14 protein-coding genes are annotated in these 15,963 nt (G+C 63.6%); 4 read left to right on the forward strand and 10 right to left on the reverse strand.

Annotation, left to right across the window (positions count from 1 at the left end):
• From mraY to H7C86_RS09160, 9 genes are all read right to left on the reverse strand, one after another.
• Positions 1 to 1,083: a phospho-N-acetylmuramoyl-pentapeptide-transferase gene (gene mraY, locus H7C86_RS09120; RefSeq protein ID WP_003941699.1), complete on the reverse strand. Its 1,083-nt coding sequence runs from the start codon at positions 1,081 to 1,083 to the stop codon at positions 1 to 3.
• Complete coding sequence (gene murF, locus H7C86_RS09125; RefSeq protein WP_020908074.1) at positions 1,080 to 2,639, reverse strand: UDP-N-acetylmuramoyl-tripeptide--D-alanyl-D-alanine ligase; 1,560 nt, start codon at positions 2,637 to 2,639, stop codon at positions 1,080 to 1,082. The genes mraY and murF overlap by 4 nt, the downstream gene beginning before the upstream one ends.
• The gene (locus H7C86_RS09130; RefSeq protein ID WP_021344563.1) at positions 2,636 to 4,270 is read right to left on the reverse strand and encodes a UDP-N-acetylmuramoyl-L-alanyl-D-glutamate--2,6-diaminopimelate ligase; all 1,635 of its coding nucleotides are present in this window, start codon (positions 4,268 to 4,270) and stop codon (positions 2,636 to 2,638) included. Before H7C86_RS09130 ends, murF begins: the two co-directional genes overlap by 4 nt.
• A gap of 151 nt (positions 4,271 to 4,421) precedes the next feature.
• On the reverse strand, positions 4,422 to 6,296 hold the full coding sequence (locus H7C86_RS09135; RefSeq protein WP_020908076.1) for a penicillin-binding protein 2: 1,875 nt from the start codon (positions 6,294 to 6,296) through the stop codon (positions 4,422 to 4,424).
• Positions 6,293 to 6,937: a hypothetical protein gene (locus H7C86_RS09140; protein WP_020969859.1), complete on the reverse strand. Its 645-nt coding sequence runs from the start codon at positions 6,935 to 6,937 to the stop codon at positions 6,293 to 6,295. The genes H7C86_RS09135 and H7C86_RS09140 overlap by 4 nt, the downstream gene beginning before the upstream one ends.
• Positions 6,934 to 7,947, reverse strand: coding sequence for a 16S rRNA (cytosine(1402)-N(4))-methyltransferase RsmH (rsmH, locus tag H7C86_RS09145; RefSeq protein WP_020969860.1), 1,014 nt, complete (start codon positions 7,945 to 7,947; stop codon positions 6,934 to 6,936). Before rsmH ends, H7C86_RS09140 begins: the two co-directional genes overlap by 4 nt.
• A 190-nt stretch (positions 7,948 to 8,137) precedes the next feature.
• Entirely contained in the window at positions 8,138 to 8,569 is a 432-nt protein-coding gene (gene mraZ, locus H7C86_RS09150) for a division/cell wall cluster transcriptional repressor MraZ (protein WP_003941779.1), read from the reverse strand.
• 596 nt (positions 8,570 to 9,165) lie between these two features.
• The gene (locus H7C86_RS09155) at positions 9,166 to 9,612 is read right to left on the reverse strand and encodes a DUF3040 domain-containing protein (RefSeq protein WP_019748880.1); all 447 of its coding nucleotides are present in this window, start codon (positions 9,610 to 9,612) and stop codon (positions 9,166 to 9,168) included.
• 237 nt (positions 9,613 to 9,849) lie between these two features.
• Positions 9,850 to 10,401 (reverse strand): SAV_6107 family HEPN domain-containing protein, encoded by a 552-nt coding sequence (locus tag H7C86_RS09160; protein WP_020908080.1) that lies wholly within the window; start codon positions 10,399 to 10,401, stop codon positions 9,850 to 9,852.
• Positions 10,402 to 10,548: 147 nt separating this feature from the next.
• Between H7C86_RS09160 and H7C86_RS09165 the strand changes: the two genes are divergently transcribed.
• The 3 genes from H7C86_RS09165 (at position 10,549) to H7C86_RS09175 (ending at position 13,614) form a co-directional block, all read left to right on the forward strand.
• Positions 10,549 to 11,154: an N-acetyltransferase gene (locus tag H7C86_RS09165; RefSeq protein ID WP_019748882.1), complete on the forward strand. Its 606-nt coding sequence runs from the start codon at positions 10,549 to 10,551 to the stop codon at positions 11,152 to 11,154.
• Positions 11,151 to 12,749, forward strand: coding sequence for an NAD(P)/FAD-dependent oxidoreductase (locus H7C86_RS09170; RefSeq protein ID WP_069146860.1), 1,599 nt, complete (start codon positions 11,151 to 11,153; stop codon positions 12,747 to 12,749). The genes H7C86_RS09165 and H7C86_RS09170 overlap by 4 nt, the downstream gene beginning before the upstream one ends.
• Before the next feature lie 70 nt (positions 12,750 to 12,819).
• The gene (locus tag H7C86_RS09175) at positions 12,820 to 13,614 is read left to right on the forward strand and encodes an LppM family (lipo)protein (protein ID WP_259349074.1); all 795 of its coding nucleotides are present in this window, start codon (positions 12,820 to 12,822) and stop codon (positions 13,612 to 13,614) included.
• A 47-nt stretch (positions 13,615 to 13,661) separates the two neighbouring features.
• Here H7C86_RS09175 and H7C86_RS09180 read toward each other — a convergent pair whose 3' ends face one another.
• Positions 13,662 to 14,651 carry a methylenetetrahydrofolate reductase gene (locus tag H7C86_RS09180; protein ID WP_020908084.1) on the reverse strand — a complete coding sequence of 330 codons (990 nt, stop codon included), beginning with the start codon at positions 14,649 to 14,651 and terminating at the stop codon, positions 13,662 to 13,664.
• A gap of 171 nt (positions 14,652 to 14,822) precedes the next feature.
• Between H7C86_RS09180 and H7C86_RS09185 the strand changes: the two genes are divergently transcribed.
• A complete protein-coding gene (locus H7C86_RS09185; protein WP_021344573.1) occupies positions 14,823 to 15,962 on the forward strand; it encodes a polyprenyl synthetase family protein in 1,140 nt (379 codons plus the stop codon).
• Position 15,963 lies beyond the last annotated feature (1 nt).

A 15,963-nucleotide genomic window follows, 5' to 3' on the forward strand; every position in this document is an offset into this window, starting at 1 on the left:
TCAGCCTCCGAGCGCTGCGAGGTATTCGCTGTAGAAGAGGGCCAATCCGATAGCCGACGCAATAGCCGCCAGCAACCAGAATCTGATGATGACCGTGGTTTCAGCCCACCCGGCAAGTTCGAAGTGGTGATGGAACGGTGCCATTCGGAAGACCCGCCGTCGGCTGGACCGGAACACCGCTACCTGGATCACCACCGACGCGGCCTCCGCGACGAACAGTGCACCGATGACGACCATCAACAGTTCCGTGCTTGTGGTGATCGACAATCCGGCGAGCATGCCGCCGAGGGCAAGAGAACCGGTGTCGCCCATGAAGATCTTGGCGGGTGCGGCATTCCACCAGAGGAAACCGATGCACGCGCCGGCGCCTGCCGCGCAGAGCACCGCGAGATCGAGCGGGTCTCGGACGTCGTAGCAACCCTTACCGGGATTCGTCTCGCACGAGTAGCGGAACTGCCAGAACGTGATGATGACGTAGGCGCCGAGAACGAAACTCATCGCTCCGGCGGCCAATCCGTCGAGGCCGTCGGTCAGGTTGACGGCATTGGACCAGGCGCTGACCAGTAGGTAACAGAAGGCGATGAAGACCACGGAACCGAGTGAGACGGTGGCGATGTCGCGAACGTACGACAAATGAACACTGCCCGGAGTCAGCCCGTCGTCACCGCGGAACTGCAGGGCCAAGATTCCGAAGGCAATGGCAGCGACGAACTGGCCGACCAGCTTCGCTGTCTTGTTCAGTCCCAGATTGCGCTGCTTGCGGATCTTGATGAAGTCGTCGAGGAAACCGACTCCACCGAGCGCGGTGGTCAGACCGAGAACGAGTAGGCCGGACGCCGACGGTCCCTCCGCGTTGTCCATGCCGAGACCGATGAGGTGTGAGCCGAGATAGCCGGCCCAGATTCCGGTCAGGATCGCGACGCCGCCCATCGTGGGAGTGCCGCGCTTGGCCTGGTGACTGGCTGGACCTTCGGTTCGGATCTCCTGCCCGAAACCTTGTTTCGAGAACGCCTTGATCAGGATCGGCGTGAGCATGATGGAGACCGCCAGCGCGATGCCTGCGGCGAGAAGAATCTGGATCACTGCGAATCCCCGCCGTTCTCGCCATCGGTGTTCGCGTCACCGGTGTTGTCGCTGGGCGTTGCGGCCAGAATCGCTTCGGCGACCGTCCACAGTTCAACAGACTTGGACGCCTTCACCAGGACGAGATCGCCCGGTTCAAGTTCCGCTTCGAGAATGGCGATTGCCGCAGCTGCGTCTGGCACGACGACGGACTCGTCACCCCACGACCCCTCCATCACCGCACCTTGATGCATCGCACGCGAGGTGCGGCCCGTTCCGACGACGATCAACTTGCTGACATCGAGTCTGACGGCCAGGCGACCGATCGCGTCATGCTCGACGACCGATTCCGGCCCGAGTTCACCCATCTCACCGAGCACAGCCCAGCTACGGCGCCCGAAGTGCCGATCCGATCGCGCCATGGACACCAACGCTTTGAGCGCAGCGCGCATGGAATCGGGATTTGCGTTGTAACTGTCGTTGACGACGGTGACGCCGTCGGCGCGCTCGGTGACTTCCATCCGCCTCGCTGACGCTGCCTTCGTGCCCTCGAGGACACGAGCGATGTCTGCAACCGCGAGGCCGTTCTCGAGTGCGACGGCCGCAGCGGCAAGAGCGTTGCTCACGTGATGTTCGCCGTGAACGGCCAGGCGAATACGCGCAGAACCCTGTGAACAGTTCAGCGTGAAGGAAGCCCGGGCCTGGTCGTCGACAACCACGTCGGTCGCCCGAACGTCGCAGTCTTCGGACTGACCGACGAATACGATCCGGGCCTTGGTTCGACTCGCCATTGCGGCGACCATGCGGTCGTCGGCGTTGAGGACCGCAACTCCACCGTCGGCTGCCGACGGGAGTGCTTCCACCAGTTCACCTTTGGCGACCGCGATCGCTTCACGCGAACCGAATTCACCGAGATGGGCGGTGCCGACATTGAGAACGACGCCGATCTTCGGCGGCGCGATCTTGGTCAGTTCGCCGACGTGACCGACCCCGCGGGCCGACATCTCGAGGACCAGGAAGCGGGTCTTCTCGTCGGCGCGGAGCACAGTCCACGGCAACCCCAGTTCGTTGTTGAACGAGCCTGGTGGGGCGACCACCTCACCGCGCTCGCGAAGCAGCGCCGCAATCAGGTCCTTGGTCGAGGTCTTGCCTGCCGAACCAGTGACACCGACCAGCGTCAGCCCGCCCCCCGAAGCCGACCCCTCTGCTGCCAGTTCGTCGACCACGGCCCTGGCCAGGAGGCCGAGGGCATGCAAGACGGCAGCCCCGGATCCGTCTGTGTCATGTTCGAGCAACATCACAGCGCTCGGACCGTCGTTCGGTACCGACGGGACAACTATCGCCGGAACCCCGACCGGCCGCGCTGCTAGCACCGCCACCGCACCGGCGGCCACCGCCGCTTCCGCATGGTCGTGACCGTCGACGCGTGCGCCGGGGAGTGCGAGAAACAGTCCACCTGGACCAGCCTTGCGCGAATCGAATTCGACGGTTCCTGTCACCTGAGTCGACGGATCGTCGACGTCATGCAGGGTTCCTCCGACGATCTCGGCGATCCGAGAGAGCGTCATCGGGATCATTGCTTGCCTCCATGTGCTGTGTTGATCGCGAATCGGCCGATCATTTCGCCCAACACCTCGCGGTCGTCGAATGGGTGTTTGACCCCGTCGATTTCTTGACCCACTTCGTGGCCTTTGCCTGCCACCAGTACTACGTCGCCTGGCTGCGCCCACCGGACTGCTTGCTCGATCGCGAGCGCCCTGTCCCCCACTTCGCGAATCTCGCCGCGTTCGGATTCGGGAACGTCGATGGCGCCTTGCATAACCGAAGCGCGAATTTTCGCGGGATCCTCGGTGCGCGGGTTGTCGTCGGTGACGATCAGCAGGTCTGCGCCCCTCGCACCAGCTTCGCCCATGAGGGTGCGTTTGCCGGCGTCGCGGTCCCCGCCCGCACCGACGACCACAGCCACTCGGCCGGGAACCTGATTGCGCAGGGTGGCGATCACGGCTTCGAGTGCCGCCGGTTTGTGGGCGTAGTCGACGACTGCCAGGAAGCTCTGCCCACGGTCGATCCGCTGGACCCGTCCGGGGACATCCACCGTTCCGAGTGCTCGAACAGCAGCGTCCGGATCGAGTCCGGCCGCGAAGCTGACAGTCAGTGCCAAGGCTGCGTTGGCCACGTTGTATCGACCGGGGAGGCGAAGCGAGACGGGCCACGATTGTCCGTCCGGTCCGACCAACTCGAAGGTCTGCGAGCCGTCCTCGGCAACCTGGACGGCGCCGACCTTCCACTCGGCCTCGGCCGTCGAGGTCGAGACCGTGGTCACCGCATCGCTCTCGTCGGTCGCGGCCAGCTCAGCCATCCGTCGACCCCATACGTCGTCGACGCAGACGACGGCATGCTCGGCTCGCACCGTCGACTCGGGATCGAACAGCCGAGCCTTGGCCTGGAAGTACTCCTCGAAGTCCCGATGGAAATCCAGGTGGTCCTGCGAAAGATTGGTGAACGCGCCGATGTCGAAGCGGATGCCGTCGACGCGTCCGAGAGCGAGCGCGTGACTGGACACCTCCATGACGACGGTATCGATCCCCTGCTCTGCCATCACGGCGAACAGCGCATGGAGTTGCGGAGCTTCCGGCGTGGTCAGAGCGCTGGGCACCCGTCGGCCGTCGATCCGAGTCTCGATGGTGCCAACCAGGCCGGGCTTGCGGCCGGCTCCGGCAATCGCTGCTTCGAGCAAGTACGACGTCGTCGTCTTGCCGGATGTGCCGGTAATGCCGACGACCTGCATCTTCTCCGAGGGCCGGCCGTAGATCTCGGCCGAGATCTCACCGAGCACATCCCGCGGGTTCGGATGAACGAGAACCGGGACGGACCGGTCGGGCGCCTTGCCGGCGGCCTCGATCAATTCGAGGCCGGCCTCGTCCGTCAAGATCGCGGTCGCACCGCGCCCCAGAGCGTCGACGGCGAACTGAGCGCCGTGCGTCCTGGCACCGGGCAGAGCGGCGAAGAGGTCATCGGCCACGATTCCCTGCGCACGCAGGTCGACGCCCTTGACGACGACCTCCGACGACTGTGATCCCGGTTGCCCGACCCATTCGAGGCGAGCTCCGGACAGTTCGGAGAGCGCCGTGATCGCGGTAGCAACCGGTTGTGTCGGACGCGTCCCGGGAGCGCCGTCCGAGTTCGACGATTGCAAACGATTCGGCACTGTCACTCGACTCCTGGCAATTGTCGTTGTTCTTTGGCGGTCGCAGCGCAAGCAAAGTTCGGCGTACTGCGATGAATGAGGTTACTGCGACGTTTGAGATTACCGTGTCCGGGATTCACCCGAAGACCCTGTCGAAACCGACACACCGCAATCAGTCCGCCTGCAACACCAACTTGCGACCGGGGTCCGGCGACATCGGAACGCTGTCACGCTGCAGCATCCACGACGCGATGTTGTGGAACAACGGTGCTGCCGATTGACCGCCGCCGCCGTCCACACCGCGAACCGGTGCGTCGAGCATGATTCCGATCACGAATCGGGGGTTGTCCGCGGGCGCGATCCCCGCGAAGGTGATCCAGTAGTTGGAGTTGGAGTAGCACTTGCACGCGGGATCCACCTGCTGCGCGGTGCCGGTCTTTCCGCTGACCTGGTATCCCTCGACGCCCGCGGCAACACCGGTTCCTCGTTGGTTGCCGGTGTCTTCCTGAGTGACCGATCGGAACATGTCCCGAACCGTCGACGCTGTCTGGGCGCTGACCACCTCGACACCCTCGGGCTGCGGCGTCTCGGTCCGAGTGCCGGAAGAATCGACAGTCGACTTCACGATTCGCGGAGGAATTCGCACACCGTCGTTGGCAATGGCCTGGTACATCCCGGTCATCTGCAAGGTTGTCATCGAAAGACCCTGCCCGATCGGCAAGTTCGCGAAGGTTCCGCCGGACCACTGATCGCGACTCGGGACGCTGCCGGCGCTCTCGCCGGGAAGTCCGACGTCGGTGCGTTGTCCGAGGCCGAACCTGTTCAGCATGTCTGCGTAGCGATCCTCGCCCACTCGCTGAGCGAGCATCAAGGTGCCGACGTTCGAGGACTTTCCGAACACACCGGTAGAGGTATACGGGGCCACACCGTGATCCCACGCATCCTTGACTGTGGCACCGGACATCGTGATGCTGCCCGGGACTTGCAGAACTTCGTCCGGAGTTGTCTTACCGTCCTCGATGGCCGCTGCTGCGGTGACGATCTTGTTCACCGATCCGGGCTCGAACGGCGTACTGACCGACGGATTGCCCATTTCGGCTGTCGGCGCGTTCTTGTCGATGCCGATCGCGGGGTTGAAGGTGCTGTCGTTGGACATGGCCAACACCTGTCCCGTCTTGGAGTCCATGACCACAACCGAAGCGTTCTTTGCGCCCGACTTGTCCTTGGCGATCTGGACCTGCTGCTGAACGTAGAACTGGAGGTCCGAATCGATGGTCAGCTCGACGCCCGAACCGTTGACGGCCGGTTGCTTGTCACGCCAGCTACCAGGGATCACAGCGCCGTCGGAACCGCGGTCGTACGTTTCGGATCCATCGGTTCCGGCGAGCGTGGAGTCCATCGAATCTTCGAGGCCGAGCAAACCGTGCCCGTCCCAGCCGGTCGCGCCGACGAGATTCGCCGCCAGAGAGCCACCGGGGTACTCGCGGATGTCCTGTCGCTCGAGGCCGACCTCCCGGAACTTGTCCGAGATCTCGGCAGCAACCGCCGGATCCACGCTGCGGGCGAGGTACGTGAAAGTCTCGTTGCTGTTCATCTTCTGAAGCAGATCTTTTTCCGGAACGGTATCGCCGAGCTTGGCGTGGATTCCGGCGGCGATCTCGGCGAGGCGATCGCTGACTTCCGGCGCCTGCTTGTCACCCTCGGCGCCCTGCTCGATGCTCTTGGCGCGCGCTTCCTCGAGTTCCTTGCGTACTCGCACCGGCTGAAAAGTCAGCGCCTTGGCTTCCATGGTGAACGCGAGGGGGTTTCCGTTGCGATCGGTTATCGAGCCGCGTACGGCCGGATCGACCTGCGTCGTGGTTCGTTGATTCGCAGATTCCGCAGCCAGGCTCGGCGCATCGATTCCCTGAATCCACAAGAGCTGCAATGCCGCAACGGCGAGCGCACCACACATGGTGATACGACCGACTCGCTGACGAAACGGAAATGAGGCAGTGGCCGAGCGGCGCGGACGCCGACCGGGGTTGTTACGGGAGTTCTGACTCACCGACGTTCCTCAGGCGGAGCAGGCACCGCCGTCGTGGTGGCGGGTGCTGTCGTCGTGGGGATCACAGGAACCAATTGTTCACTCTGCGCGAGGTTTCGCGTGTTATTCGGAACGCTCGGCGTGGCTCCAGGAACAACCGGCGTTGTGGTGCGCGGCGGTGTCGCGGTCGGTGCGGGCACCGATGTGGGCGCATCGAGCGGCGGCATCGCGCCGGCAGTCGCGGGAGTCGGCGTTCCGACGACCTCGACCGAACCATCCGGATGAACTACCAGACGTGCAGGGTCCTTGGCGGGGACCATGCCGAGAGCGCTTGCCTGATTTGCCAACTCCGGAGCCGAGTTACGCGACTGGAAGTCACGTTCGAGCGCTGCTTTCTGCTCGACCAAAGACTGGTTGTATGCACGTGCATCACTGAGTTGGTACGAATCCTCGGCAGCGCGAGTGGTCAGCAGCAGAGTCACCGCGAGACCGATGGACAGAAGTCCGATAACGGAGGCCACGAACGGTACCCGCCCCTTGAGCATCGCCCGAGGAGAGATCGACGGGCCGACAGCAGCGGCAGTTCCGGTCCGGCCTGCCGCCCGTGCGGTGCGCTTGTCGTATGCGCGTTGCGCTGCACCGGATTTGCCCTGACGACTCATGCCCGCCTCCTGGAAATGCGTTCTGCGGCACGCAAACGCACCGGAGCTGATCGTGGGTTCTCTTCGATTTCCTGCTCAGACGCACGTTCTGCGCCACGGGTGAGAATGCGGAACTCCGGCCCCATACCCGGCAACTCGACCGGTAGACCTTCAGGACTGGTGGACTTCGAGCGGGGAACCAACTCCGCCTTCACAACTCGATCCTCGAGCGACTGGTAGGACATGAACACCACTCGCCCACCGACTGCCAGTGCATCGAGCCCGGCAGGAACGGCCGCACGAAGCGAATCCAACTCGGCATTGACTTCGATCCGCAGCGCTTGGAAGGTGCGCTTGGCCGGGTGTCCACCCGTACGCCGCGTGGCCGCCGGGATTGTTCGGTACAGCAACTCGACCAGAGCTGCACTGGTGGTGAATGGTTCACGCTCACGCTGCCGAAGGATCTCGGACGCAATCTTTCCGGCGAACCGCTCTTCGCCGTACGTGCTCAGAATGCGAGCAAGGTCGCCGTGACTGTAGGTGTTCAGGACCTCTGCCGCGGTCAGCCCGACCGTCTGATCCATCCGCATGTCGAGAGGGGCGTCGATCGAGTACGCAAAACCTCGGTCGGCTTCGTCCAACTGCATCGACGACACACCCAGATCGAAGAGGATCGCGTGAACCGACTCCGTCGACGGCAGACCTGCCTGTTCGAGCGCGTCTTCGATCCCGTCATACGTGGTGTGCACGAACGTGGTTCGGTCCGCGAATGGCGCCAGACGCTCGGAAGCGATGCGGAGTGCGTTGGTGTCGCGATCGAGACCGATGAGGTGAAGGCCCGGGTACTTGCCGAGGAAGAATTCGGAGTGGCCTCCGAGCCCCAACGTCGCATCGATCATGTATGCGCCTTCGCCACCGTCACCGACGGCGGTGATGGCAGGGCCGAGAAGATCGTCGGCACGATGCAGAAGTACGGGGACGTGCGCGAAGCCATCGGCATCCGAGGGTTCGTTCACCTCGTGATCCACCATGATTGCTCCGGCTCCTACTTTCATGATTTCCGATGACTTTTCGAAAAGGTGCTGACTCTCCGAGAAGGCGATGACTGTTCGAGAAGGCGAATGCTTCGAGGTCCCTGCCCGAAGGAGAACCTGGCGCTGGGGAAGTGCGTCAGGGTCTTTCCGGGCAGAGGCCTCGCGGCATTCGCCGGGGGCTCTTCGCCTAGACGATCTCGCTGAGAGATTCGCCTGTTGCCTGCGAATAGTCCTCTTCGTTGTCTCCGAGATACCTCTCCCAGGCTGCTAGATCCCAGATCTCGAGGTAATCGACGGAGCCGGTCACTACGCATTCCTTGGACAGGTTTGCGTAACGCCGATGATCAGCCGAGAGGGTGATTCGCCCCTGGGCATCGGCGTGCTGTTCATCTGTACCGGCGGCCAGGGCACGTACATACGCCCGAGCTGCCGGATCATTGCGTGGAGCTGCCGCTGCCTTTCGAGCAAGCTTGACGAACTCGTCCCGGGGGTAGATGGCGAGGCTGTGATCTTGACTCTTGGTGATCATCAATCCTCCTGCCAGTTCGTCTCGGAACTTTGCCGGCAACGTGAGCCGACCTTTGTCGTCGAGCTTCGGCGTGAAGGTACCGAGGAACACTCGACACCTCCTGCGAGCTTGCGCTGAAACCCTCCCTATCGAGCGGATCGTGCTTCAGCTCTCCGCCCGAACCCACAGTACCCCACTTTCCCCCACAAACAAGGAGCACATGGTCCCTATTCAGCATCATTTGCTGATAAATAGCAGGTCAGCGCAGGTGGGGATACGTGGGGGAAATTTGCAACCGTGTCCCGGCCCACACCGCCGTCATATCGACCCTTCACGCCACGATTTGTCGCTCCCCCAAGCATAATCGCAGTACAAGCGCGGTTTTCGAATAGACGTGAGCGGGACGAGGTCTGGTCGTGCGTTGCAGTTCGACCAGGGTGGAGGAAAGTGGAGGGGCGAGTGGAGCGAAGTGGAGGAAGCCCGCGGGCTTGCCTAGGGGCGACCGTGGGTGGCGAGTGATTCGCTCGCGCGTCACTGATTCACTTCGATGGATTGCCGGCACACATGTACAACACCCACACCAACGACGTGTGGCGGTCGGCAACCTTGGTTGCCGACCGCCACACGTGTGGTCGTCCGTGCCCTACAGAGGGCGTCATGTCCGAACTGCACCACTCTCGAAGTACGCCCGAAGAAGGGCGGGAGAGCTAGTCCTGCTCGAACCTGCGTTTGAATCGATCTTCCATCCGCGACGAGAATCCGCCGCCGGACTTGCGGCCGCGTCCCCGCCCGGATCCACCGGCACTACCCCTACCCGGCGGACCGGAGGGATGATTGCCACCTTCGGAAGCGGGTTCGGCTGCTGCTGCGGACTTGCGTCCACCACCCCAGAGGAACAAGACCCCTGCGCCGAACATGAACAAGAAACCGAACAGGCTGATGATCGGAAAACCGCCCGGCTTGAGCGGGAGGGCAACCCCCGCGATCAGCAGGACCAGACCCAGCACGAATAGAGCCGCTGCTTGGAACCGCCGTCTACTCGACGGCGCCCGCATACGGCCGCCCCTCACATTGGAGGCGAACTTGGGGTCTTCGGCATAGAGAGCGCTCTCGATCTGATCGAGCATGCGCTGCTCGTGCTCGGAGAGTGGCACGGTACCTCCCCCGGCACTGGAAGTTTGGCAACCACCCCACGGTGTGGGGCGGCGGGTAATCAAGTTGGACGATTACCTGTTTTCATAATACGAGCAGTTTAGGTCTCGGACCACCAACTCCGGGTACGAGTTCCGCCACAAGCGTACGTATTCGTGCCGAAGGGCCCCGATTCGGCTCCATTTGCCTGTGCGGACCAGGAAATTCCCCGGAAACAACTGCCAACACGGACCATTTGTTCACGACGCTCGCAAATGCTCGGACGCGTCCTGACCGATGAAATCTTCGACCGCCGTGAGAAAACGACCGACCTCGGCGAAGAATGCATCGGAATCGGAGTCCGTGATCACGATCGACACACCGGTTTCCACGGCCGCACGCGCAGCGGACCACCCCGCGAAGAACTTCGACCACGCTCCGAACGCGGGCGCTGCGGCGTCCATCAGAACCCACGCGTTTCCGCTTCGCTTGCGCTTCGATCCGGCACCGGCAGGAGCGGCGGCCAACACTGCCCCGGCACCACGTAGTGCTGCCAGATAGGCACACCGGAACCGGTCGGCAGGATCTCCCGCCCCAATCGCTTCCTCGAGAAGCGCATCCGCCTTCCGGAGGAGCCCCCACGCCACACCGGACTTTCCCACTTGCGCAGTGCGGTGGCTGGCGTCCGTCGCACCGAAGGACCGCCTCGCCGATATCGGCAATCGCGAGATTGCGGCATCCGACGGGCTCGACAACTCGGCCGGAAGAGTTCGTTGGCACTTCACACGATCAGGCTTTACATGCTCGGACATCGGGGCACCTCCTGCACCGTAAGGATCCAAGGCCAGGTGGGCCGGAGATGCCCGCTTCCCTTCGGGCATCTCCGGATCACCCACATCGAACATCTGTTCGACCTATTCAATATAACTGCACCCACCGACACGCCGTCAAGAGAAGAGGTGAGACCGGTCGACCCGCAGATCGCCTGGACACCACATACGGTCGACCTCGATCGTGAAGAATTCGCGAGTCGACTCCACGAGGCACTGGCCGTGTACGTCACTGCGATGGACTATCCGCGAGGAACCGAGTTCCATCGCGCACCGATGTGGCAGGAGCACGCGAACCGGCCTGGCTGGAAAGCCGTCGGCGCATTGGCGGTTCCCCAGCAACCGTCACACGAAAATCTGCCGCTGGTGGGGATCGCTTACGGGTATCGCGGGAGCCCGGACCAGTGGTGGCATCAACAGGTACTGCACGGGCTTCGGCGCTCGGGTCGCCCTCAGAGCGAGATCGACGCGATTCTGAGCGACTACTTCGAACTCACCGAACTCCACGTGCATCCGAACGGTCAAGGTCACCGATTGGGCGAATCGCTCTTGCGCCACCTCCTCGTCGATCGAACCGAACGCAGCGTTCTGTTGTCGACACCTGAGGTGTTCGACGAGGACAACCGAGCCTGGCGGCTGTACCGCCGTCTCGGCTTTTGCGACGTGCTCCGCAGATTTCGTTTTGCCGGCGACAACCGGCCATTTGCGGTCCTCGGCCGTGGACTGCCGCTGTGAGCGCATTTTTCGACGCCGTCGTCGTCGGTTCCGGACACAACGCGCTCGTTTCGGCCGCGTATCTCGCACGTGAGGGTTGGTCGGTCGAGGTTCTCGAGAAGGACACGGTTCTCGGCGGTGCCGTCTCGACCGTCGAGCGATTTCCCGGATACAAGGTGGACCGGGGGTCGTCTGCGCACCTCATGATCCGACACAGTGGCATCATCGAGGAACTCGGACTCGGCGCGCACGGCCTTCGCTACATCGACTGTGACCCGTGGGCGTTCGCTCCGCCCGCCCCTGGCACCGACGGGCCGGGCATCGTGTTTCATCGCGACCTCGATGCAACCTGCCGGTCCATCGAACGAGCTTGCGGGACAAAGGACGCCGACGCGTACCGGCAGTTCTTCGCGGTCTGGTCGGAGCGCAGCCGACACGTGATGAAGGCATTTTCCACACCGCCCACCGGATCGAACCTGATCGGTGCGTTCGGAGGACTGGCCACAGCGCGCGGCAACAGCGAACTGTCGCGGCAGTTCCTCGCGCCTGGCGACGCACTGCTGGACGAGTATTTCGACAGTGAGGCGCTCAAGGCAGCGTTGGCGTGGTTCGGCGCCCAGTCCGGGCCTCCGATGTCGGAACCGGGAACCGCTCCGATGGTCGGCTTCGCGGCCCTCATGCACGTCCTACCGCCCGGGCGAGCAGTCGGAGGGAGCGGCGCACTGAGTGCTGCGTTGGCCTCCCGGATGGCTGTCGACGGCGCCACCGTCGCGCTCGGTGACGGCGTGACGTCGATCCGCCGGAACTCGAACCACTGGACCGTCACAACCGAGAGCGGTCGAGAAGTTCACGCTCGCAAGGTAATCGCGGGTTGCCACATCCTCACGACACTCGATCTCCTGGGCACCGGAGGATTCGACCGAACCACGCTCGATCACTGGCGGCGGAAGATCAGGGTCGGCCCCGGCATCGGCGCTGTATTGCGACTGGCAACATCTGCGCTCCCGTCCTACCGCGGCGACGCCACGACACGGGAAAGTACCTCGGGATTGCAATTACTCGTTTCCGATCGCGCCCACTTGCGCACTGCACACGGCGCAGCACTGGCAGGGGAACTGCCTCCTCGCCCTGCGGTTCTCGGCATGAGTTTCAGCGGAATCGATCCCACGATCGCCCCGGCCGGGCGGCATCAGGTGACACTGTGGTCGCAGTGGCAGCCGTATCGTCTCAGCGGACATCGCGATTGGGCGTCGGTCGCCGAGGCCGAGGCCGACCGGATCGTCGGCGAGATGGAGGCTTTTGCACCCGGATTCGCCGATTCCGTCCTCGACCGCTTCATTCAGACTCCCCGCGACATCGAGTCGGAATTGGGGATGATCGGCGGAAATGTCATGCACGTCGAGATGTCACTCGATCAGATGATGTTGTGGCGACCGCTTCCGGAACTGTCCGGCCATCGCGTTCCGGGAGCAGACGGGTTGTATCTGACCGGAGCCTCGACGCATCCCGGTGGTGGTGTGTCCGGAGCCAGTGGTCGCAGTGCCGCTCGAATCGCACTGTCCGACAGCCGCCGGGGTAAAGCGAGTCAGTGGATGCGTCGTTCGAGCAGGTCGTGAAGGTCACCCACCGAACTTCACCCGCCGACACGCCCCCGCCTCGATGACTGGCTACGCCACGGCTGGCACGATGACCACTGTGCAACAGTCCACCGATCCCGCCGCCAAGCCGACCAGTCGGAAACGTTTCCTGACGGTTGCCGCGCTCGCCCTCATGCTTGTTCCCTTGCTTGCCGGGTGCATCCGCGTGCAGGTGTCGATGGGAGTGTCCGCGAACGATCGTGTGACCGGACAGGTGGTAGCTGCCGCTATTCCGGCGAACGAGGCGGACAAGGGTCCGCAGCTGACCCCGCCTTCCTCGCTGGAGGACAAGATACGGGTTCAGGAATACAAGAAGGACGGATACGTCGGCAGCCAGGCGTTCTTCAGCGACTTGTCCTTCGGTGACGTCGCCCAACTGGGCTCGATGTATGCCGAGGGATCCGGGTCGTTCCAGATCACCCTCAAGCGATCCGGGGACACCGTCACGCTCGACGGCAAGGCAGACCTGAAGACGGTTCCGACTCAGGGCGCCGACGTCCAGGTCAGCATCGCCTTCCCGGCACGGGTCGGCACGACCAACGGAACACGAGACGGCGATTCCCGGGTTTCGTGGACTTTGCCCGCCGGCGAGGTGTCGACAATGCGCGCCGAGGTCAACTACGCGGACCCCAGCACCCGAAGCTTCGCCGGGTGGGCAGGAATCATGGCCGGACTGGCGCTCGGTGTCGCGATTATCGTCGGTGCAATGGCCTGGATGGCGCGCAATCGAGCACCGATCAAGCGCGCGCCCGCCGCGAAAGCACCGGCCACGAAGACGCCTGTCACGAAATCACCTGGCAGCAAGCAAGCTGACAACAGGAATCCGAAAAACACCACGAAGTAGCGCCTGACGATTGCCCCCTCGATTGGTGTCGAGCGGGGCAACCGGGATCAGACGGCTTGTGCTGTCCCGACAGAGGTGTCGGGGGTGAGACCGAGTCGCTCGAGGACCTCACTGGTGGCGCGCGCGAAGTTCAACGTGATGAAGTGCAGGCACGGAGCGCCTTCGGCGATCAACCGCTCTCCCATCTCGGTGGCCAGATCGATGCCGAGTTCGCGGACCGCTGCACGGTTCTCTTCCGGACCGCTTCCGGCCGCGGCGTCGAATCGGCGTTCGAGGGCGGGAGGCAACGACGAGCCCGAGAGCTCGAGCATGCGCCTCACCGAGCGCAGCGACGTCACCGGCATGATCTCCGGGATGATCGGCTTGGCGCCCTGTTCTGCGTCGTATGCACTCACGCGGTCACGGAGACGCAGGTAGTCCTCCACGTCGAAAAACATCTGCGTGATCGAGTACTCGGCGCCGGCACGCAACTTCGACACCAGGTACTTCGTGTCGTACGCCAAGTCCGGAGCGCGGTAGTGCCCCTCGGGGAACGACGCGACGCCGACATGGAAGTCGCCCAGGTCACGGACCATCCGCACGAGTTCCTCGGCGTACTCGACGCCTTCGGGATGCTTCTTCCACTCGCCGAGCGGATCACCGGGCGGATCGCCGCGCAACACGAGGATGTTGCTGATCCCACGATCGGCGTATGCACCGACCATGGCGCGAAGTTCTTCGGTGCTGTGCGAGACGGCAGTCAGGTGAGCAACCGGCAGCAGGGTCGTCTCCTCGGCCAGTTCGCCGGTGACGCGCACCGTACGATCGCGCGTCGAGCCACCTGCGCCGTAAGTCATCGAGACGAACGCCGGTCCGAGCCGCTCGAAGGTACGCACCGCACGCCACAGGCGCGCTTCGGCGTCAGCGTCGCGCGGCGGCGAAAACTCGACCGAGAACGGAATACGGCTACCTGTCGAGGAAGCGATCCGATCGACGATCGACGGTGTTCGGGTGGCCCACCCCTCGCTGGAGCGGCCCCTGACTGGATCGAATGTCACCGGTCAAGCATATGTTTTCCAGCTGCAAACAAGCTCATCGCCCAGGACTGCGTATCCCGAATGTCAGGATCACGCAGTTCACGGCCCGAACCGCCGTTGATTCCAACCCCCACTAAGCTGGGCCCCAAGCTCGCTTCCGTGTAACCCTCCGGCGCGAGAACAATACCGATCTTGGAGGCCACCCTGTCCGCAGGAACCGCGCGCGTTGGACAGAGTTCGACCAACACCGCACCGCATCCGACCTCACTCGAACTGCCAGGCATGTTCGAAGGAGCGCTCCGCGACTTCTTCGATTCACGCCGCGAACTCGTCTCGAACATCGGCGGTGGATACGAGAAAGCCGTCAGCACCCTCGAAGCCTTCGTCCTGCGCGGAGGAAAGCGCGTCCGGCCCTCGTTCGCCTGGACGGGATGGCTCGGCGCCGGAGGCGACCCGAACGGGAGCGACGCGGAGGCGGTGATTCGCGCATGCGCGGCCCTCGAACTGGTGCAGGCCTGCGCGCTCGTCCACGACGACATCATCGACGCATCAACGACCAGGCGCGGCTTCCCGACCGTTCACGTCGAATTCGAGGACCAGCACCGAGGCGAGGAGTGGAGCGGCGACTCCGCGCACTTCGGCGAGGCTGTCGCCATTCTCCTCGGCGACCTGGCCTTGGCCTGGGCTGACGACATGATCCGAGAATCCGGGATCAGCCCCGACGCGGCCGCACGAGTGAGCCCGGTCTGGTCGGCAATGCGCACCGAGGTGCTCGGTGGCCAATTCCTCGACATCAGCAACGAAGCCCGCGGAGACGAGACCGTCGAGGCAGCCATGCGGGTCAACCGTTACAAAACCGCCGCGTACACGATCGAACGCCCCCTGCACCTCGGCGCCGCACTGTTCGGTGCAGACGCCGAGTTGATCGATGCCTACCGGACGTTCGGCACCGACATCGGGATTGCCTTCCAACTTCGCGACGACCTGCTCGGTGTCTTCGGAGATCCGTCCGTCACGGGCAAACCGTCGGGCGACGATCTCATCGCCGGTAAGCGGACTGTCCTGTTCGCGATGGCGCTTGCCCGCGCCGACGCCGCAGATCCGGCGGCAGCAGAACTGCTCCGCAACGGAATCGGCACCCAGTTGACCGACAACGAAGTCGACACTCTGCGTCAGGTGATCACCGATCTTGGCGCCGTCACCGACGTCGAAACGCAGATCGACACCCTCGTCGAGGCAGCTGCGAACGCCCTCGACTCGAGCACGGCAACGGCCGAGTCCAAGGCTCGCCTGACCGATATGGCGATCGCGGCCACGAAGCGAAGCTACTGAC

This window comes from Rhodococcus sp. UFZ-B548 (assembly GCF_903819475.1).
GTDB lineage: Bacteria > Actinomycetota > Actinomycetes > Mycobacteriales > Mycobacteriaceae > Rhodococcus_F > Rhodococcus_F erythropolis.